The 19442-nt window shown below is 64.2% G+C and carries 15 protein-coding genes; 6 read left to right on the top strand and 9 right to left on the bottom strand.

Annotation, left to right across the window (positions count from 1 at the left end; genetic code table 11):
* Positions 1 to 38: 38 nt before the first annotated feature.
* On the bottom strand, positions 39 to 605 hold the full coding sequence (locus tag CAG22_RS00720; protein WP_085704008.1) for an antibiotic biosynthesis monooxygenase: 567 nt from the start codon (positions 603 to 605) through the stop codon (positions 39 to 41).
* Between the two features lie 114 nt (positions 606 to 719).
* A complete protein-coding gene (gene ycaC, locus CAG22_RS00715) occupies positions 720 to 1349 on the bottom strand; it encodes an isochorismate family cysteine hydrolase YcaC (protein ID WP_085691498.1) in 630 nt (209 codons plus the stop codon).
* A 321-nt stretch (positions 1350 to 1670) separates the two neighbouring features.
* Here ycaC and CAG22_RS00710 point away from each other — a divergent pair, with 321 nt between their 5' ends.
* Complete coding sequence (locus tag CAG22_RS00710) at positions 1671 to 3098, top strand: mechanosensitive ion channel family protein (RefSeq protein WP_085704005.1); 1428 nt, start codon at positions 1671 to 1673, stop codon at positions 3096 to 3098.
* A 93-nt stretch (positions 3099 to 3191) separates the two neighbouring features.
* On the opposite strand, the gene CAG22_RS00705 is transcribed toward CAG22_RS00710, so the two are convergent.
* Together CAG22_RS00705 and CAG22_RS00700 are read right to left on the bottom strand one after the other, a co-directional pair.
* Complete coding sequence (locus CAG22_RS00705) at positions 3192 to 4478, bottom strand: FAD-binding oxidoreductase (protein WP_013974769.1); 1287 nt, start codon at positions 4476 to 4478, stop codon at positions 3192 to 3194.
* A gap of 134 nt (positions 4479 to 4612) precedes the next feature.
* Positions 4613 to 6103, bottom strand: a complete 1491-nt coding sequence (locus CAG22_RS00700; protein WP_003253547.1) for an aldehyde dehydrogenase family protein — start codon at positions 6101 to 6103, stop codon at positions 4613 to 4615.
* Positions 6104 to 6239: 136 nt separating this feature from the next.
* Between CAG22_RS00700 and CAG22_RS00695 the strand changes: the two genes are divergently transcribed.
* Complete coding sequence (locus CAG22_RS00695) at positions 6240 to 7130, top strand: LysR family transcriptional regulator (protein ID WP_085704002.1); 891 nt, start codon at positions 6240 to 6242, stop codon at positions 7128 to 7130.
* A 221-nt stretch (positions 7131 to 7351) separates the two neighbouring features.
* Positions 7352 to 8746: a VOC family protein gene (locus CAG22_RS00690; protein WP_085704000.1), complete on the top strand. Its 1395-nt coding sequence runs from the start codon at positions 7352 to 7354 to the stop codon at positions 8744 to 8746.
* 113 nt (positions 8747 to 8859) lie between these two features.
* Here the strand turns inward: CAG22_RS00690 and CAG22_RS00685 are convergent, their stop codons facing one another.
* Entirely contained in the window at positions 8860 to 9786 is a 927-nt protein-coding gene (locus CAG22_RS00685; RefSeq protein ID WP_013974772.1) for a LysR substrate-binding domain-containing protein, read from the bottom strand.
* A gap of 155 nt (positions 9787 to 9941) precedes the next feature.
* Between CAG22_RS00685 and CAG22_RS00680 the strand changes: the two genes are divergently transcribed.
* Positions 9942 to 11330: a NorM family multidrug efflux MATE transporter gene (locus CAG22_RS00680; protein WP_085691502.1), complete on the top strand. Its 1389-nt coding sequence runs from the start codon at positions 9942 to 9944 to the stop codon at positions 11328 to 11330.
* An 83-nt stretch (positions 11331 to 11413) separates the two neighbouring features.
* Here the strand turns inward: CAG22_RS00680 and CAG22_RS00675 are convergent, their stop codons facing one another.
* Positions 11414 to 13081, bottom strand: a complete 1668-nt coding sequence (locus CAG22_RS00675) for a bifunctional diguanylate cyclase/phosphodiesterase (RefSeq protein ID WP_085691503.1) — start codon at positions 13079 to 13081, stop codon at positions 11414 to 11416.
* 254 nt (positions 13082 to 13335) lie between these two features.
* On the opposite strand from CAG22_RS00675, the gene rep reads away from it, so the two are divergent.
* Positions 13336 to 15345 carry a DNA helicase Rep gene (gene rep, locus CAG22_RS00670; RefSeq protein ID WP_025341098.1) on the top strand — a complete coding sequence of 670 codons (2010 nt, stop codon included), beginning with the start codon at positions 13336 to 13338 and terminating at the stop codon, positions 15343 to 15345.
* A 64-nt stretch (positions 15346 to 15409) separates the two neighbouring features.
* The gene (locus CAG22_RS00665; RefSeq protein ID WP_003253535.1) at positions 15410 to 15982 is read left to right on the top strand and encodes a xanthine phosphoribosyltransferase; all 573 of its coding nucleotides are present in this window, start codon (positions 15410 to 15412) and stop codon (positions 15980 to 15982) included.
* Positions 15983 to 16105: 123 nt separating this feature from the next.
* Here the strand turns inward: CAG22_RS00665 and CAG22_RS00660 are convergent, their stop codons facing one another.
* From CAG22_RS00660 to CAG22_RS00650, 3 genes are all read right to left on the bottom strand, one after another.
* Complete coding sequence (locus CAG22_RS00660; protein ID WP_085703997.1) at positions 16106 to 17968, bottom strand: acetyl-CoA hydrolase/transferase C-terminal domain-containing protein; 1863 nt, start codon at positions 17966 to 17968, stop codon at positions 16106 to 16108.
* 275 nt (positions 17969 to 18243) lie between these two features.
* Complete coding sequence (locus CAG22_RS00655; RefSeq protein WP_038408395.1) at positions 18244 to 18648, bottom strand: cytochrome c5 family protein; 405 nt, start codon at positions 18646 to 18648, stop codon at positions 18244 to 18246.
* 154 nt (positions 18649 to 18802) lie between these two features.
* Complete coding sequence (locus CAG22_RS00650; RefSeq protein WP_013974777.1) at positions 18803 to 19351, bottom strand: cupin domain-containing protein; 549 nt, start codon at positions 19349 to 19351, stop codon at positions 18803 to 18805.
* Positions 19352 to 19442 lie beyond the last annotated feature (91 nt).

The raw sequence follows: 19442 nt of genomic DNA, 5'->3' as shown, positions 1-19442 counted from the left end.
TCGGTATCTCCTTGAAAATGTCGAGGTAAAGGCCTGGCTCAGCCACGCAGCCAGTTGGCGCAGCGGCGGGTTACCCAAGGCATGATGTAGAACACCACGGGCAGGATGACGAACAGGTTGACGATCAGGTTGCTGGTAATCGCGCCACCCAGCTGCGGGAAGCGTGCGAACAGCGGCGCCAGCAGTTGTGGAATGATCATGGTCATCGGGCAGATCACCAGGTAGGTCAGCAGCGCCTGCTTCCAGCGCGGCGGTTGCGCTGCGGTGGTGCTCGGCGGGGTGAACCAGAATTCCGGGTCGTCGTGCACCTGGGTGTGGTCACCGCCTTCGAGCAGCGGCAGTACTTCGCTGACCAGTGTCTGGCGCTCGGCCGAGTTGACCCAGGCTTGCAGCAGGCTGGCATCGGCGAAGCGCACCACGGTGGTGAAATGCAGCCCGCCGTCGTCAGGGCGGATGACGTTGACGTCCAGGTGCCCCGGCTGGCGGCGCGCAGTGCTGACCGTGCGCTTGAGCCATGCTTCGTAGGCCGCCAGCGAAGCGGCGCGAACCTTGTGCTGGATGACCAGGGTCACGACATTGCGGTTGTCTTGGGGTGCGGTGTTCATCGGCGTTCCTTGGGATGAGCTTGCCCGCATCCACTGTGCAACGGCGGACGGGCGCTGGATTGGACAGGTGTGCTGCCTTGGCGGGCACCGGCTGGCGGTGCCCGCGCATCTGGCTTACTTGTTGGCGTTGAAAGCGTTGTAGCTGGTGATCAGGTTGCGGTAGTCCGGGATGTGGTTGGAGCACAGCGCGGCCAGGCCTTCGATGTCGTTGCGCCAGTCGCGGTGCAGCTCACAGGCCACACCGAACCAGGTCATCAGTTGTGCGCCGGCCTGGCTCATGCGGTCGTGGGCGGCGTCGCGGGTCATGGCGTTGAAGGTGCCGGAGGCATCGGTGACCACGAACACTTCGAACTCTTCTTCCAGGGCCGACAGCGCCGGGAAGGCTACGCACACTTCGGTCACCACGCCGGCGATGATCAGCTGCTTCTTGCCGGTGGCCTTCACCGCCTTGACGAAGTCCTCGTTGTCCCAGGCGTTGATCTGGCCTGGGCGGGCGATGTAGGGGGCGTCCGGGAACAGGGCTTTCAGCTCTGGTACCAGCGGGCCGTTCGGGCCTTGTTCGAAGCTGGTGGTGAGGATGGTCGGCAGGTTGAAGAACTTGGCCAGGTCGGCCAGGGCCAATACGTTGTTCTTGAACGCGTCCGGCTCGATGTCGCGGACCAGGGACAGCAGGCCAGCCTGGTGGTCGACCAGCAGGACAGCGGCGTCGTCTTTGTTCAGGCGGTTGTATTTGAAGTTGGTCATGGTCGTTGCTCCTAAGGGTTTTGATCTTTTCAGTAAGTTGGGTGTTTCGCGTTGATGGGAGAAGATTAAAACCATGACCTTTCTGGCGGTAGATAGCGGTTTTTGGCTCTAGCGTTCTGTTTTATGAACGATTGATTGGTACTGGATTTGCCGACCTCTTCGCGGGCTTGCCCGCTCCCACAGGGATCGCGTATCCATCAACTCATGCACAACTTCTGTGGGAGCGGGCAAGCCCGCGAAGAGGCCGGCACAGGCTGTCATTGCCTGCCCGGCCAACCTGCTCTATTACTACCCACAGCCCTCCCCTCACCCGAGACCACCATGCTGGCGTTCATCCAGTCATACCCGTTGTTGCTCGGCACCGCCCTGATCCTGCTCGACCTCGTGCTCTGGCAACTGATCCCTCTCCAGCACCGGGCCTGGCGCATCGGCGCGCGGCTGGTGCTGTTCCTGCTGTTCAGCTCGGTGCTGGTGGCTGCCGGCATGAGCCCGCTGCAACCACCACCCTGGCCCGATGATGTCTCGCGCAACCTGATCGCCACGGTACTGGCGATCGGCTGGTGGCTGTTCGGCGCACGCACGGTGACGGTGGTGTTCGGCCTGTTGCTGGTGGCCCGCGGCAGCCATGGCGGGCGTTTGCTGCAGGATGTGCTGGGGGCGCTGATCTTCCTGGCTGCCGTGGTCGCTGCCGCAGGCTATGTGTTGCAGTTGCCGGTCAAGGGCCTGCTGGCCACATCGGGGGTAATGGCCATCGTCATCGGCCTGGCGCTGCAGAGCACACTGGCCGACGTGTTCAGTGGCATCATCCTGAACACCACGCGGCCGTATCAGATTGGCGACTCGATCTCCATCGACAGCACCGAAGGCAAGGTGCTGGAAATCGACTGGCGTGCCACCCGCCTTCTCACCAGCACCGGAAGCCTGGCGGTAATCCCCAACTCGGTGGCGGCCAAGGCCCGGCTGCTCAACCACAGCCGCCCTGCCGATGTGCACGGGGTGTCGATCAGCGTGGTGGTGCCGGCCAAGGTGCGGCCCAAGCGGGTGTTCGATGCGCTGGAAAAGGCCTTGCAAGGCGTCAGTGCCATTCTTGCAACACCAGGACCAAAGGTGACGGTGAAAGCCTCGACGCTGGAATCAGTGGAGTACGAAGCCAGTGGCTTCGTGGCCGACGCGGGCGCCAAGGGCGACGCGCGCAACCAGCTGTTCGACCTGGCCCACCGGCACCTGGAGGCCAACGGGGTGATGTGGAACACCGACCTGGCCATGCCACCACGCAGCCGCCAGCGCGAGGTGTTGGACGAGGTGCGGGTGTTCCGCTCGCTGAGCGCGGAAGAGCGCGATGCGTTGAGCCAGCGTATGACGGCGGTGGAATACCTGGCCGACCAGGTAATCCTGGGCGTGGGCGAGCATTCCGATCATTTGCTGGTGATTGGCAGCGGGGTGGTTTCGGCGTCGATCCGCGATGGCGACAAGCTTGTCGAGGCCGGGCGCATGGGGCCGGGCGAGGTGCTGGGGATCGAAGGAATCATCGACGAAGAGGACTCGCTGGCCGAGTTCCGCACGCTGACCGGTTGCGTGCTGTATCGGATCGACAAGGAACAGGTGAAGAGCTGCCTGGTGCAACGCGGCGATGTGCAGACGGCGTTGAGCAAGTTGCAACGGTTTCGGCGGCAGAGCCGGGAGTCGTTGTTGCTGCAGAAGCCGGTTTCGATCAAGAAGGGCGGCTTTCTCAGCTGGTTGCACAAGTAAGCCTGTGCCGGCCTCTTCGCGGGCGCGCCCGCTCCCACATGTCCACCACAGCACTCACTGTGGGAGCGGGCATGCCCGCGAAGAGGCCTGTATTTACAACACAACTCTCAAGCATTGCCCCGCGTGGTACAGCGAGAACCCGGACTCGTAGAACGCAGTCCGCAGCGAGGGCGCACTCACGCCCTTCATCGGCGAAAACGGAATCGGCAGGCTGCCCGCCTCCCCCTTCAGCAGGAACTCGGCAAACGCCCGGCCAATCACGGTCCCGGTAGTATTACCCCGCCCGTTGTACCCGGTCACCGCCACCAGCCCCGGCGCCGGTTCGAACAGGCGCATCAGGTGGTCCGGGGTGAAGTCGATGCAGCCGGTCCAGTGCATTTCCCACTCGACCTTGCCCAGCTCCGGGTAATAGTGGCTCTGGATGCGGTCGGCCCAGCTGCGCACGAACCAGGCCGGCTTGTTGTCGACCCGGCCCAGGCTGCCGAGCAGCAGGCGGCCCTGGTCGTCGCGACGGATGCTGCTGAGAACGGTGCGGGTGTCCCACGAGCCTTGGCCATGTGGCAGCACCTTGTCGGCTGCAGCGCCCTGCAACGGCTTGGATGCCACCTGGTAGTAGTAGCCACGGAAGAACTGCTTCTGCAGGTTGCTCCAGTCGCCTTCGGTGTAGGCGCCGGTGGAAATCACCACCTTGTCGGCGCGCACCGAACCACGTGCGGTCTTCACCCGCCAGGCATCGCCGTCACGCTCCAGGCCTTCGACCGAAGACTGCTGGAACAGCTTGCCACCCAGGCGTGCCACCGCTGCGGCCAGGCCCTGGGTGTAGCCCATGGGGTTGATGGTGCCGGCGCGGCGGTCGAGCAGCGCGGCGGAAATCTTGTCGGTGCCGCAGTATTCCTGGCATTGGGCGCCGGTCAGCAGCTCCACATCGGCACCACGGCGGCGCCATTGTTCGTGGCGGGCCTCGAGGTCGGCGATACCGGTGGCGTTGTGCGCCATGTGCAGCGTGCCTTTGTGCTGGGCCTGGCAGTCGATGCCAAGGCGTTCGATCATGGCGAACACTTCGGCCGGGGCTTCGCCGAGCACCTTGTTCAGGCGGCTGCCCTGCTGCAGGCCGAGGGTGGCCTCGACATCGTCGGGGCGGATCCAGGTGCCGGCGTTGACCAGGCCGACGTTGCGCCCGGAGCCACCGTGACCGATCTTCCAGGCCTCCAGCAGGATCACCGACTTGCCCTGTTCGAGCAGGTGAATGGCCGCCGACAGGCCGGTAATGCCGCCACCGATCACGCAGACATCGGCCTTGTGCTCACCGGCCAGGGCCTGGGCGGCGACGGTCGGTTTGCTGACGAATTCCCACAAGCATTCTTGACGCAGTTCGGACATGGCCCGGCTCCAGCAATTTGTTCTTGTTGGGGCTGCTTTGCAGCCCATCGCCGGCAAGCCAGCTCCCACAGATTACGATCACTGTGGGAGCTGGCTTGCCGGCGAAACGGGGGCAAAGCCCCCGCCTGCGGACATCAGTCGAACACGATACCCTGCGCCAACGGCAGTTCGCGCGAGTAGTTCACGGTGTTGGTCTGGCGACGCATGTAGCCTTTCCAGGCATCCGAACCGGACTCACGGCCACCGCCAGTCTCCTTCTCGCCACCGAACGCACCGCCGATCTCGGCGCCGCTGGTGCCGATGTTGACGTTGGCGATGCCGCAGTCGCTGCCCGAGGCGCTCTGGAAGCGTTCGGCCTCACGAATGTCGGTGGTGAAGATGCACGACGACAGGCCTTGTGGCACTTCGTTGTTCAGGCGCAGGGCCTCTTCGAAGTCGTCGTAGGCCAGCACGTACAGGATCGGGGCGAAGGTTTCGTGGCGCACCACGTCGCTCTGCGCCGGCATTTCGGCGATGGCAGGCGATACGTAGTAGGCGTTCGGGTACTGGTCGGCCAGCTGACGCTCGCCACCAAATACCTGGCCACCTTCGTCGCGTGCCTTGGCCAGCGCGCCCTGCATGGCGTCGAACGACTGCTTGTCGATCAGCGGGCCCACCAGGTTGTCCTTGCGTGGGTCACCGATGCGCACCTTGCCGTAGGCGGCTTTGACGCGGGCAACCACTTCGTCCTTGATCGAACGGTGCACGATCAGGCGGCGCAGGGTGGTGCAACGCTGGCCGGCAGTGCCCACTGCGGAGAACAGGATGCCACGCACGGCCAGGTCGAGGTCGGCGCTCGGGGCCAGGATCATGGCGTTGTTGCCGCCCAGTTCGAGGATGCTGCGGCCGAAGCGGGCAGCCACACGTGGGCCGACTTCGCGCCCCATGCGGGTGCTGCCGGTGGCGCTGACCAGCGGTACGCGCGGGTCGTCGACCATGGCTTCGCCGGCTTCACGACCGCCGATCACCAGTTGTGCCAGGCCAGCCGGGGCATCACCAAAGGCTTTCAGGGCTTTTTCGAACAGCGCCTGGCAGGCCAGGGCTGTCAGCGGGGTCTTCTCGGACGGTTTCCATACCACCGAGTTACCGGCGACCAGGGCCAGGGCGGTGTTCCAGGCCCAGACTGCGACCGGGAAGTTGAAGGCGCTGATCACGCCGACCACGCCCAGCGGGTGCCAGGTTTCACGCATGTGGTGGCCAGGGCGCTCGGAAGCGATGGTCAGGCCGTACAGCTGGCGCGACAGGCCAACGGCGAAGTCGCAGATGTCGATCATTTCCTGCACTTCGCCCAGGCCTTCCTGGGTGATCTTGCCGGCTTCGATCGAAACCAGCTCGCCGAGGTCGGCCTTGTGCTCACGCAGCACTTCGCCGAACAGGCGCACCAGCTCGCCGCGGCGCGGGGCCGGCACGCTGCGCCAGGCTTCGAAGGCGCTCTGGGCCTGATCGATGCGGGCGATGGTCTCGGCCTTGCCGAGCAGTTTCACCGAGGCGATCTGGCTGCCGTCGATCGGCGTGTGAACAGGGTAGTCGCCCTGGGTGTAAGCCTCGGCAGCAACGCCAAGGCGCTCGAGCAGTCCAGCAACCATTTGTGCATCTCCTACATCGGGTGATGGGGTGGAAAAATGATGTGGATCAGTATTAATCCGATCACACCGGTGCAACAAACGACCTTTATTCCGCATATCATTCCGTCAGGTAATGATTTGAGCCGCAGAGACCGCTATGTCCAAACGCCTGGTGCCCTCCATGACCGCCCTGCAGTGCTTCGAAGCTGCAGCCCGCCATTTGAGCTTTACCCGTGCCGCCGAAGAGCTGCACCTGACCCAGAGCGCGGTCAGCAAGCAGGTGGCGCAGCTTGAAGACATGCTGCGCCACCACCTGTTCCTGCGTATCCGCCGCCGCCTGCAACTGACGCCGGCGGGCAGCCTGTACCTGGCCGAGGTCAACAAGATCCTCACCCAGGTGGATATGTCCAGCCGCTACGTGCTCACCTACGGCGAGCAGACCGAGATATTGAAGGTAGCCACTCAGCCGAGTTTTGGCGTGCGCTGGTTGATCCCGCACCTCAAGGGCTTTGGCAAGCGCCACAGCAACATCCACCTGGACATCCGCAACGAGATGGAGCCATTCGCCCTGCTGCAGGGCTCGGCGGACGTGGTGTTCTTCTATGGCCAGGGCACCTGGCCAGGGGCCACCTGCGTGGAGCTGTTCGGTGAGGAGGTGGTGCCGGTGTGCGCGCCGGAGTTGCTGGCCGGGCGTGAACTGAACGATGCCGGGGAGCTGGCCGACATGGTGCTGCTGCAGAGCACCTCGCGGCCCGAGGCCTGGCACGAGTGGTTCCTGGAGTTGGGCTTGCAGAGCGTCAGCGCCTACCACGGGCCGCGCTTCGATACCTTCTACATGGCCTTGAGCGCGGCGCAGGCCGGGTGCGGGGTGGCGTTGGTGCCGCGCTACCTGGCGGCAAAGGAGCTGGCCGAGGGGAGTTTGGTGGTGCCGTGGAACCATGCGATGCGCAGTGCCGGGGCGCATTACCTGGCGTATGCCGAGCATGCGGCGGAGGTGCCCAAGGTAAGGGCGTTGGTGGAATGGATTCTTGAGCAGCTTCAGGCTTGAGAATGCCGGGGCCGCTTTGCGGCCCATCGCCGGCAAGCCAGCTCCCACAGGGAGCTCCACAATTGCTGAATCCTGTGTCCAACCTGTGGGAGCTGGCTTGCCGGCGATAGGGCCCTTGAGGTCGATCAAAAAAGGAATGACACACTCACTTTTTTTCGCTTGTGAGCAAAGTGCATTCCCAGCTTTCATGTAAGCGTCCGAACCCAACCAGGAAGCTAGCGATGCCCGCCCACGATTTCGTCAGCCCCGACAGCATCCGCGCGCAGTTCTCTGCCGCCATGTCGCTCATGTACAAACAGGAAGTGCCCCTGTACGGCACGCTGCTGGAGCTGGTGAGCGAAATCAACCAGCAGGTCATGGCCCAGCAACCCGAGGTTGCCGAGGCCCTGCGCTGGACCGGCGAAATCGAGCGCCTGGATCAGGAGCGCCACGGTGCCATCCGTGTCGGCACCGCCGCAGAGCTGGCTACCATCGCCCGACTGTTCGCGGTCATGGGCATGCAGCCGGTCGGCTACTACGACCTCAGTTCCGCCGGTGTGCCGGTGCATTCCACCGCCTTCCGCGCGGTGCACGAGCAGTCGCTGCACGTCAGCCCGTTCCGCGTGTTCACCTCGCTGCTGCGCCTGGAACTGATCGACAACCCGCAACTGCGCGAGCTGGCAGAGTGCATCCTGGCCAAGCGCCAGATCTTCACCGCCCGCGCCCTTGAGCTGATCGACCAATGCGAGCGCGATGGTGGCCTGAATGCCGCCGATGCCGAGGCGTTCGTGCAGGAAGCGCTGCATACCTTCCGCTGGCATCATGACGCCACCGTCACTGCCGAGCAGTACCAGCAGTTGCACGACCAGCACCGCCTGATCGCCGATGTGGTGGCCTTCAAGGGCCCGCACATCAACCATCTGACCCCGCGCACCCTGGACATCGATGCAATCCAGCTCGGCATGCCGGCCAAGGGCATCCCGCCAAAGGCCGTGGTCGAAGGCCCGCCCACCCGCCGCCACCCGATCCTGCTGCGCCAGACCAGCTTCAAGGCCCTGCAGGAAAAGGTCGCGTTCAGCGACCAGCAGGGCAGCGAAGGCAGCCACACCGCGCGCTTTGGCGAAATCGAGCAACGCGGCGCGGCGCTGACACCGAAAGGTCGCCAGCTGTACGACAAGCTGCTCGATGCCACCCGCGCCGCCCTGGGTGGCGCCCCGGCCGAGGCCAATGCCGAACGCTACATGGCGTTGCTGAAGGACACCTTTGCCGAATTCCCGGATGACCTGGCACAGATGCGTGAACAAGGGCTGGCCTACTTCCGCTACTTCGCCACCGAGAAAGGCCTGGCTGCGCGCGACCAGGACGGCCGCCCGACCACACTGGCAGGGCTGATCGAGGCTGGCCATGTGCACTTCGAGGCGCTGGTGTACGAGGACTTCCTGCCGGTGAGCGCGGCGGGGATCTTCCAGTCCAACCTGGGTGACGATGCGCAGGCCGAGTACGGCAGCAACGCCAACCGCGACGCGTTCGAAGCGGCGCTGGGGCTGCAGGTGCAGGATGAGCTGGCGCTGTATGCGCAGAGCGAGCGTCGGTCGCTGCAGGCGTGTGCACAGGCGTTGAACCTGGGCTCGATGTAAGGCATTGCGGCCTCTTCGCGGGCTCGCCCGCTCCCACAGGTACAGTGCCGGTTTCAAGGCATGCGATAACCCTGTGGGAGCGGGCAAGCCCGCGAAGAGGCCGGTACAGGCGATCAAAGGGCCGGCAGGATCTGCACATCCGGCAAATCCATCGCCGCCACCTCCTCTTCCAGAAACGCGCTCAAACGCCGCAACCGCTCGCCCCCTGGCCGAGTGCGCGGCCACACCAGGTAATAATCCATCCCGCTGGGCACGGCCGTCGGCCAAGGCAGGCTCAAGCGCCCCTGCGCGACATCCTCGGCCACCATCAGCAAATCGCCCATGGAAATGCCATAGCCACGCGCCGCGGCAATCATGCCCAGCTCCAGGGTGTCGAACACCTGCCCGCCCTTGAGCGAAACCTTGTCACTCAGCCCCATGCGCTCCAACCATTCCCGCCAGTCGCGCTTGTCCACCGTGGGGTGCAGCAGCTCGATGCAGGCCAGCCGACGCTCGTCCCAGGGTTCTTCGTCGAGCAGGTCTGGCGCACCCACGGGGATCAGCAGCTCCGGGAACAACCTGCGCACTTCCCATTCCGGCGGGAACACTCCGTCACTGAGCAACACCGCGCAATCGAACGGCTCCTGGTTGAAGTCCACATGGTCGACATCCATCCAGGCGCTGGTCAGCTGCACTTCGTTGCCAGGCTGCAAGTGGCGAAAGCGGCTAAGGCGCGCCAGCAGCCAGCGCATGGTCAGGGTCGAGGGGGCCTTCATGCGCAGGATGTCATCCTCACCACGCAAGGTATCGCAAGCCCGTTCCAGCGCGGCAAAGCCTTCACGCACACCGGGCAGCAACACCCGCGCTGCTTCGGTCAGTTGCAGGCTGCGGCCGCTGCGCACGAACAGGCGGCAGGCAAAATGCTCCTCCAGCGTGCGGATATGCCGGCTGACCGCGCTCTGGGTAATCGACAGCTCTTCGCCGGCACGGGTGAAGGAGCTTAGCCGCGCGGCGGCTTCGAATGCGCGCAGGGCATACAGCGGGGGGAGCTGACGGGACATGAGGCACCTGCCATACGGGGCTGTGAAATGAATCACCGGGAAGCATATATACATGAGTCAGACTCATGCCAATGATCGCTTTTATCCTTTTGTGCAAAGTTGACCGAAGCCTCAGAATCGCCCTTCGTTGATCACCCCAGGAAAAGGACTGCCCCATGCATGTCGCGCCCACCACAGAACTCAAGGCTTTGCTGCGCCTGGCCGGGCCGCTGATCGCCTCGCAGTTGGCGCACATGCTGATGGTGCTGACCGATACCCTGATGATGGCCCGCATCAGCCCGCAAGCCCTGGCTGGCGGCGGCCTGGGCGCGGCGAGCTACTCGTTCGTGTCGATCTTCTGCCTTGGCGTGATCGCTGCGGTCGGCACCCTGGTGGCCATTCGCAAGGGCGCCAACGACATCGAGGGCGCCACCCGCCTGGCGCAAGGTGGCCTGTGGCTGGCCTGGGGCCTGGCGCTGTTCGCTGCGCTGGTGCTGTGGAACCTTGAGCCGGTACTGCTGCTGTTCGGGCAAAAGCCCGAGAACGTTGCCTCGGCCGCCGAATTCCTCACCCTGCTGCCCCTGGCCCTGCCCGGCTACCTGACCTTCATGGCCTTGCGCGGCTTCACCAGCGCGCTGGGCCGCTCGACCCCGGTGATGGTCATCAGCCTGGTCGGCACGGTGCTCAACTACCTGTTCAACGTGGCGCTGATCGAAGGCATGTTCGGCCTGCCCAAGCTGGGCCTGATGGGCATCGGCCTGGTCACCGCGGTGGTGTCGATGGGCATGGCCATTGCCTTGGCGCTGTATATCCGCTGGCACCCGGCCTATACCGCCTACCCACTGCGCAAGGGCCTGTCGCGCCCTTCGCTGCCGGCCCTGCGCGAGCTGTGGCGGCTGGGCCTGCCGATTGGCGGCACCTACATGGTGGAAGTCGGCCTGTTCGCCTTTGCCGCGCTGTGCATGGGCGTGCTGGGCAGTACCGAGCTGGCGGCGCACCAGATCGCCCTGCAGATCGTCTCCACGGCGTTCATGGTGCCGACCGGGTTGTCGTATGCGGTGACCATGCGCGTGGGGCTGTACTACGGCGCCGGCAACCTGCTGGCGGCGCGCAGTGCCGGGCGGGTGGGCATCGGCTTCGGGGCGATGATCATGTTTGCCTTCGCCGCGCTGTTCTGGCTGCTGCCCGATGCGCTGGTGGGGCTGTTCATCGACCGTGACGACCCGGCATTTGCGGCGATCTTCCAGCTGGCGGTGCAGTTGCTGATGGTGGCTGCGTGGTTCGAGCTGTTCGATGGCATGCAGACGATCGCGATGGGCTCGATCCGTGGGCTGAAGGATGCCAAGACCACCTTCCTGATCGGCCTGGTGTGCTACTGGCTGGTGGGGGCGCCGAGCGCCTGGCTGTTCACCTTTACCCTGGGTGGTGGCGCGGTCGGGGTGTGGTGGGGGCTGGCGTTGGGGCTGGCGTGTGCGGCGGTGGCACTGACCTTTGGCTTTGAGTGGCGCATGAAGCGGCTTTTGGGTAAGGCAGGGGGTAGTCGAGAGGCTACCGCCTCGGCCTGACTCAAGGGCCTATTCGCGGGCACGCCCGCTCCCACAGGTACAGACACGGACACTGTGGGAGCGGGCGTGCCCGCGAAAGGGCCCTAACGGGCAGCCTTCAACTGGCAGCCGGTCGCCTGCAGCAAGAACTCCATCAACTCCCCCACCGGCAGCGGCTTGCTGACCAGGAAGCCTTGAACCTGGTCACAGCCAAACCCGCGCAGCAACGCCATCTGCTCTTCGCTCTCCACCCCTTCGGCCACCACCTCCAGGTTGAGGTTGTGCGCCAGGTTGATCATGGCGTGCACCAGCTTGCGGTTCTCCTCGCGCATTTCCATTTCCGCGACAAAGCTGCGGTCCACCTTGAGCAAGGTGATCGGCAGGCTGTTGAGGTGCACGAACGAAGAGAACCCGGTACCGAAATCATCGAGCGAAAAGCGCACGCCCAGACGCCCCAGGGCGTCCATGGTCTGGCGCACCAGTTCGTTGCGGCGCATCACCGCCGTTTCGGTCAGTTCGAACTCCAGCCAGCGGGCATCCACGCCATGTTCGAGAATCAGGCGGCTCAAGGTCGCCAGCAACTGGCTGTCCTGGAACTGGCGGAAGCTCAGGTTGACCGCCATGTGCAGCGGCTCCAGGCCGCGCTCGCACAGCGCCTGCATGTCACGCAGGGCACGGGAAATCACCCAGTAGCCCAGCGGCACGATCAGGCCGCTCTGCTCGGCCAGCGGCACGAACTCGCTGGGCGGCAACAGGCCGCGCTCGGCATGCCGCCAGCGCACCAGCGCCTCGAGGCCGACGATGCGCCCGTCGGCCAGGTTCAACCGCGGCTGGTAATGCAGCTCCAGTTCGTCCCGGCGCAGGGCGCGGCGCAGTTCGCTTTCCAGGTCGGCAAGGCTACGGGCGTTGCGGTTGATGCGTTCGTTGAACACATGGAAAGTGCAACCCTGGCTGCCCTTGGCCTGGCGCATGGCGATGTGCGCGTGCCACATCAGCGGGTCGGCACCACCCTGGGCGCGGGCATGGGCCAGGCCCAGGCTGCAGCCCAGCAGCAGGCTTTCGCCGTCGATCCAGTAGGGTTCGGCCAACGCCTCGACAATCCGCTCGGCAATCGATTCGGCACGATTGGGGTCGCGTCGGGTGTCGATCAGCAAGGCGAACTCGTCGCTGCCCAGGCGCGCCAGCTGGTCACCCGCCTCCAGTTGCTGTTTCAGGCGCGCCACCACCTGCAGGATCAGGCGGTCGCCACTCTGGTGGCCGAGGGCGTCGTTGACGTGGCGGAAGTTGTCCAGGTCCAGGTGGCCGAGGGCAAGGCCACGGCCGTCGTTCTCGGCCAGGCGCGCGGTCAGCAAGGCCTGGAAGCCCTGGCGGTTGGCGATGCCGGTCAGCGGGTCCTGCTCGGCCAGGCGCTGCAGGGTGGCCACCAGCACGCCGCGCTCGCGCACATGGCGCAGCGAGCGGCGCAATGTGTCGGCATTGAGCTGGTCGCGCACCAGCCAGTCGCTGACAGCGGTGGGCGCTACCTGGGGCTCGTGGTCGAGCAGCAGGATGGTCGGCAACTCGCAGCGCCCGGGCGCGGGCTGCAGGGCCGGGGTTGCCAGCACGACAGCCTGGCGGTCCTGGTTGAACAGGCTGTCGACCGACTCCCAGTTCGGCGCCGTCAGCAGCACGGCGCTGCCACCCAGTGCAGGCGTGCACTCGCGTAGCAGCGCACCCCATTCCGGCTCATCGGCCAACAGCAGCAAACGCAATGGTTCGACAGGCGTGGACAAGCGGGCTCCTTAGGGCTTCACGGTGCAACGGAAACTGCCAGGTATGCTACTGCATTAATGAAAATGATTTTCAATTTAATACATGTTTTTACGGGTGTAGCATCCCGACGTATTTTGTCGTGCATCCTGCGCGAAACTGCGCCAGCCGGCAAATCCCGTTTACATATTTGACTCAGACGTCAGACGGTCGCGCCACAAACGCCCCATGCCTGTTAGAATGCGCGGCTATTTTCTGGCGACCCCCGGTTTCTAGCATGTCCCGACTCAATCCCCGGCAGCAGGAAGCCCGTGACTATGTCGGCGGCCCTCTTTTGGTGCTCGCCGGTGCAGGCTCGGGCAAGACCAGCGTGATCACGCGCAAGATTGCCCACCTCATCCAGAACTGCGGCATCCGTGCCCAGTACATCGTGGCGATGACCTTCACCAACAAGGCCGCGCGCGAGATGAAGGAGCGGGTCGGCACCCTGCTGCGCCCGGGGGAAGGCCGTGGCCTGACGGTGTGCACGTTCCACAACCTGGGCTTGAACATCATCCGCAGGGAGCACGAGCGCCTGGGCTACAAGCCGGGTTTCTCGATCTTCGACGAGTCCGACATCAAGGCGTTGCTGTCGGACATCATGCAGAAGGAATACTCCGGCGACGACGGCATCGACGAGATCAAGAACATGATCGGTGCCTGGAAGAACGACCTGATCCTGCCCGCCGAAGCCCTGGAGAAGGCGCGCAACCCGCGCGAGCAGACCGCAGCAATCGTCTACACCCACTACCAGCGCACGCTCAAGGCGTTCAACGCGGTGGACTTCGACGACCTGATCCTGCTGCCGGTCAAGCTGTTCCAGGAACACCCCGATGTGCTGGAGCGCTGGCAGAACCGCGTGCGTTACCTGCTGGTGGACGAATACCAGGACACCAACGCCAGCCAGTACCTGCTGGTGAAGATGCTGATCGGCATGCGCAACCAGTTCACCGTGGTAGGCGACGACGACCAGTCGATCTACGCCTGGCGTGGCGCCCGGCCAGAAAACCTGATGCTGCTCAAGGAGGACTACCCCTCCCTGAAAGTGGTGATGCTGGAGCAGAACTACCGCTCCACCAGCCGCATCCTGCGCTGCGCCAACGTGCTGATCGCCAACAACCCGCACGCGTTCGAGAAGCAGCTGTGGAGCGAGATGGGCGTGGGCGACGAGATACGCGTCATCCGCTGCAAGAACGAGGAAGCCGAGGCCGAACGCGTGGCCATGGAAATCCTCACCCTGCACCTGCGCACCAACCGCCCGTACAGCGACTTTGCCATCCTCTACCGCGGTAACTACCAGGCCAAGCTGATCGAACTGAAGCTGCAGCACCACCAGGTGCCGTATCGCCTGTCGGGCGGCAACAGCTTCTTCGGCCGCCAGGAGGTCAAGGACCTTATGGCCTACCTTCGCCTGCTGGTGAACCCGGACGATGACAACGCCTACCTGCGGGTGATCAACGTACCGCGCCGCGAAATCGGCTCCACCACCCTGGAAAAGCTCGGCAACTACGCCACCGAGCGCGGTATTTCGATGTACGCCGCCAGCGAGGAGCTTGGCCTGGGCGAGCATCTGGACGCCCGCTATACCGAGCGCTTGCAGCGCTTCAAGCATTGGCTGGACGGGGTGCGCCACAAGGTTGCCCTGGAAGACCCGATTGCCGCGCTGCACGAGATGATCCGCGATATCGACTACGAGAACTGGATCCGCCAGCAGACCGCCAGCGACAAGGCTGCCGAGTTCCGCATCAGCAACGTCTGGTTCCTGGTCGAAGCGCTGAAGAACACCCTCGAGAAGGACGAAGAGGGTGACATGACCATCGAGGACGCCATCGGCAAGCTGGTGCTGCGCGACATGCTCGAGCGCCAGCAGGAAGAGGAAGAGAACGCCGAAGGTGTGCAGATGATGACCCTGCATGCCTCCAAGGGCCTGGAATTCCCCTACGTGTTCATCATGGGCATGGAAGAGGAAATCCTCCCGCACCGCTCCAGCATCGAGGCCGACACCATCGAAGAGGAACGCCGCCTGGCCTACGTGGGCATCACCCGCGCGCGCCAGACCCTGGCCTTCACCTTCGCCGCCAAGCGCAAGCAGTACGGTGAAATCATCGACTGCACGCCCAGCCGGTTCCTCGACGAACTGCCACCGGACGACCTGGCCTGGGAAGGCCTGGACGATGCGCCGGTCGAGGTAAAGGCCGCACGGGGCAACAATGCCCTGGCCGATATCCGGGCAATGCTCAAACGCTGATCAACCATTACTCTTTAACTTTGCCGCTATTTGCGGCCACCTTTGCTACATCGAGGAAAACAAAGTGGAAGCACTGCATCAGAAGATTCGCGAAGAAGGCATCGTGCTTTCCGACCAGGTTCTCAAAGTCGACGCGTTTCTCAACCACCAGATCGATCCGGCGCTGATGCAGCTGATCGGTGACGAGTTCGCCCGCCTGTTCGCCGACGCGGGCGTGACCAAGATCGTCACCATCGAAGCCTCGGGCATTGCCCCGGCGGTGATGACTGGCCTGAAGCTGGGCGTGCCGGTGATCTTCGCCCGCAAGCACCAGTCGCTGACCCTGACCGAGAACCTGCTGACCGCCTCGGTGTATTCCTTCACCAAGCAGACCGAAAACACCGTGGCCATCTCGCCGCGTCACCTCAACAGCAGCGACCGCGTGCTGGTGATCGACGACTTCCTGGCCAACGGCAAGGCGTCGCAGGCACTGATCTCGATCATCAAGCAGGCCGGCGCCACCGTGGCCGGCCTGGGTATCGTGATCGAAAAGTCGTTCCAGGGCGGCCGTGCCGAGCTGGACAGCCAGGGCTATCGCGTCGAGTCGCTGGCCCGGGTGAAGTCGCTGGAAGGTGGTGTGGTCAGCTTCATCGAGTAAGCCTGTAGCGGCCCTATCGCCGGCAAGCCAGCTCTCCCACAGGGAGCTCACAGGACCCAAGCCTTGCGCAGTACCTGTGGGAGCTGGCTTGCCGGCGATGGGCTGCAAAGCAGCCCCGGCAATTCATCCGGTTGCCGCCAACCCCGCCAGCAACAACCGCTGGTAAAGCTCTTCCTTCAGCCCCTGCGGCTGATCCAGTTGCATCCGCGCAAGATGCCTCGCATACCCCTCTGGCCCCGGCGCATCCAGCGCTGCCTTGCCCAGCTCCAGCACCTCGCTCAGCTTGAACTTGCTCTTCAACCAGTTCAGTGCCCGCAGCAAATCCCGCTCTTCAGCCGTAAAGTCCGTGCCCAGCGGATACTCCGGGAACAACCGCGAGTGCCGCGCCCTGATCGCCTCCAGGCGCTGCGGCGTGTTGTCGGCAAAGCGCGCCTCCAGTTGAAAGTCTTTGGCCAGCTTGCCGGCATCCTTTGCCTGCTCGATCAGCCCCTGCTGGAACCGTGAATCACATACCGCCAGCAACCGCGCGATCACCTCGCTGTCGGTCTGCCCACGCAGGTCGGCGATGCCGTACTCGGTCACCACGATATCGCGCAGGTGCCGGGGGATGGTGCAATGGCCATAGTTCCAGAACAGGTTCGAGGTTACCTCCCCGCCCGCCTCACGCCAGCTGCGCAGCAGCAGGATCGAACGCCCGCCCTCCAGCGCATGGCCCTGGGCGACGAAGTTGTACTGCCCGCCCACGCCACTGAGTACCCGGCCATCCTCCAGCTGGTCGGCCACCCCGGCGCCGAGCAGGGTCATGCCGAACACGGTGTTGATGAAGCGCGCATCACGGCGTTGGCGGCGCTTGAGTTCCTCCTGCCCGTACAGCTCGTTGATGAAGCTGATACGCGTCATGGCAAACCGTGCGCGCTGTTCCAGCGGCATGTCGCGCAAGCGCTGGTAGAACGCCTGGGGGCCGAGGAAGAAACCGCCATGCAGCACTGCCGCCCCCTGCTCGTCCGCCGGGCGCCGCAACAGGCCCGCTTCGGCCAGCGCCAGCAAGCCGTTGACGAACATCTCGCTGCAGCCGTACAGGCCTTGGGCGAAGGTATCCAGGCCCCCTTCCCGTTCGATCAGCGCTTGCCACGAGCCAGCACCCAGCGCGTCGAGCACGGCACGATAACCGGCGTTGTCACCCTGGCGCGCCAGCAATGCGGCAGCTACCGCATCGCCCATGGCACCAATGCCGATCTGTAGCGTGCCGCCGTCGCGAACCAGGCTGCTGGCGTGCAGGCCGATGCAGTGGTCCTGGGTGTTGACCGGCATGTTCGGCGTGGAGAACAGGCGGCGTTGCTCGGCTGTATCGATCAGCAGGTCGAACGTATCGATGGGTAGCTCGGCGTCACCCGGCATGTAAGGCAGTTCGGCATGCACCTGGCCGAGCATGAGGATGGTCTCGCCGGCGGCGCGGCGCTTGGCGATCATCGGCAGCAGGTCGAGGGTGATGTCGGGGTTGCAGGCCAGGCTCAGGTGCACCGGCCTCTCGGGGGTGGCGGCCACCAGTTGCGCGATCAGGTTCAGGCCCTTGGCGTTGATGTCGCGTGCGGCGTGGCTGTAGTTGCTGCTGATGTAGCTCTGCTGGGCCGACGCGCTGTGCAGCAGGCTGCCGGGTTGCATGAAGAATTGTTCCACCTGGATGTTCGGCGGCAGGCTGTCGTTGCGAAGGTCGGCGAGGTAGGTAAGGTCTTCATAGTCGGCGAAGACGCGCTCGACGAAGGGCTCGAGAAAGCGCCGCTGCAGGCCATCGCCCAGTGGCGGGCGGCCGAGGGACAGGGCGGTGTAGATAGTAAGGCGCCGTTCGGGCAGCTCGCGGATGCGGGCGTAAAGCGCATTGACGAAGGCGTTGGGCTTGCCCAGGCCCAGCGGCAGGCCCATGTGGATGTGGGCTGGCAGGCGCGACAGGACTTGCTCGACGGCCTGGTCGATGGAGCAGAGGTGCATCGGGGCCTCCTGAGACATCCATGGGTTCAGGGGTTGGACAGGGGCTTTGGTGGGTTGGTTGCCTGTGCCGGCCCTTTCGCGGCTAAAGCCGCTCCCACAGAGACCTCACCGCCCTTGAGTCCTGTGCTGTACCTGCGAGTTCCCACAGGGTCCCCACAGCCCTTGAAGCCTGCACTGAACCTGTGGGAGCGGCTTTAGCCGCGAAAGGGCCGGCACAGGCACCACAAAAACAAAGCCCGCCATCAATGGCGGGCCTCATGCAATTCAGCTGTTTCTCACAGCCCGGACATCTTCTTGATCGCCCCTTTCAGGTCGTCATCCGAGCAGTCCGCGCAGGTGCCTTTCGGTGGCATGGCGTTGATGCCGGTAATGGCCTTGGCCAGGATGCCGTCCAGGCCGCCCTGGTGGTCGGCGCGTTCCTTCCACGCCGCGGTATCGCCAATCTTCGGTGCGCCGAGCAGGCCGGAGCCATGGCAGGCATTGCAGTGCTTGGCGATGATCTCGTCCGGCGTCTTGGCACCACCGCCACCTGCGGCGGCGGCCACTTCCATGCCTTTGCACTCTTGGCCCTGGACGCACACCTGGCCAACCGGCTCCAGGCGCTTGGCGATGTCATCATTGGTCGCAGCGGTTGCGCTCATTGCCCAGAGGGCGAATACGGCTGCTGGTACGGCCAGCATCTTCTTGATTTGGTTCACGCGAACACCCTCATGGTGGCTAATCACGCTCGCGGCCACGGATCGGCGAGCGTTGAAAAGTATAGCGGGAACCCAGAGGCCGTGAAACGACCCCACACAGGAAAGGGGTATTGCCGAATCAATGCACTGCGCTGGATCAAAAGTTTGAAGGCGTCGCCGCACTGATCAGCCGCGCCGGCCGGTCGAACGGGTTGCGAAAGCGGTGCGGACGGGTGCTTTCGAAGTAGTAGCTGTCGCCCTCTTCAAGGATGAAGATCTCGTTGCCGACCACCAGCTCCAGGCGGCCTTCGAGCAGGATGCCGGTTTCTTCGCCGTCATGGGTAAGCATTTCGGCCCCCGTATCGGCACCCGGTGGATACACCTCGGTGAGAAAGGCGATGGCACGGTTGGGGTGCGACTTGCCGACCAGCTTCATGGTCACCGCCCCGTCGGAGATATCGATCAGCTCATGGGCCTTGTAGACGATCTGCGTGGGGCTTTCAGGTTCCAGTTCGACCGAGAAGAACTCGACCATGGACATGGGAATGCCGCTCAGCACCTTGCGCAGCGAGCTGATCGACGGGCTCACGCTGTTCTTCTCGATCATCGAGATGGTGCTGTTGGTCACGCCGGCACGCTTGGCGAGTTCACGCTGGGACAGGCCCTTGAGCTTGCGGATGGCTTGCAGTCGTTCGCCGACGTCCAAAGCTGGAGCCTCCTGAAACGGTGGAAAGGGGGGTGGATGTGAACGATATCATGGCAATGCCGTTCAGTATTTACAACACACCGCCCTTCAA

The organism is Pseudomonas sp. B8(2017) (genome assembly GCF_002113575.1).
Taxonomy (GTDB): Bacteria; Pseudomonadota; Gammaproteobacteria; order Pseudomonadales; family Pseudomonadaceae; genus Aquipseudomonas; species Aquipseudomonas putida_Z.
Note: the sequence above shows the minus strand (reverse complement) of the source record. Positions and strands in the feature narration are given on the sequence as shown.